The organism is Bartonella sp. AA86SXKL (assembly GCF_042196885.1).
This window is the reverse complement of the sequence record NZ_JBHIRE010000225.1, coordinates 1-830: the sequence shown is the minus strand read 5'-3', so window position 1 is coordinate 830 and position 830 is coordinate 1. Positions and strand designations below refer to the sequence as shown.

General features: G+C 41.0%; 1 protein-coding gene. It reads left to right on the top strand.

Features of this window, described 5'->3' with window-relative positions:
* The first annotated feature begins 185 nt into the window (after positions 1 to 185).
* Entirely contained in the window at positions 186 to 794 is a 609-nt protein-coding gene (locus tag ACFIO5_RS11125; RefSeq protein ID WP_034448520.1) for a 5-formyltetrahydrofolate cyclo-ligase, read from the top strand.
* Positions 795 to 830: the final 36 nt, after the last annotated feature.

Genomic DNA, 830 nt, shown 5'->3' with positions numbered 1-830 from the left:
GTTGTTGTGGATCACCACTTGCTTGCACAAATACAGCAAGATGCTATCATCCTTTTGGTGGGGAAAAAATCACTCTGATCTTTTTAAAAGATTTGTGAGAGCTCTCCTTAGAGTAGCTGATTTATTGTACCTTTTCACCCTTTATGGAATGCTTTATCACCCTTTATGAAATGATTGACGAAAGAATGACCCAAGACACAAAAACCACGCAATCTCTCTCATCGGTTCGCGCACAGTTACGCAAGAGCGGCTTATCCAAACGCGATGCACTCTCAGCACAAGAGCGCGATGTTTTTTCGCAGCAAGCCTGTTCTCATCTAATGCATGTCCTTGAACAAAGAGGGGAAGATTTTTCCCGTATGATTCTAGCGGGTTATTGGCCAATCAAATCAGAAATCGACCCACGTCCTTTATTCGATTGCATAAGAGTACGTGGTGGAAATTTAGCATTACCGGCAGTGCTTGATTCCACGACCATGGTTTTTCGTACATTTTCACAAAGCACAGTTTTAGAACCTATGCACTTTGGCACATTGGGTCCTGGTGCAGAAAATACAGTTGTTATTCCAAGCGTTATTCTTGTGCCTCTTTCAGCGTTTGATAGCCAATGTCACCGTCTTGGTTATGGAGGAGGCTACTATGATCGCGCTGTTGAAATTCTTCAAAAACAAGGGCATCAAATTGCTCTATTGGGCTTAGGCTTTTCATGTCAGGAAGTTTCCTCCATTCCCCATACAGAACATGATCTAATAGTAGAGGGAATTTTTACAGAAAAAGGTTTCTTAAAACGTTAAAATATGATTAAAACGCTCATGCGTTTTTTATTTTTA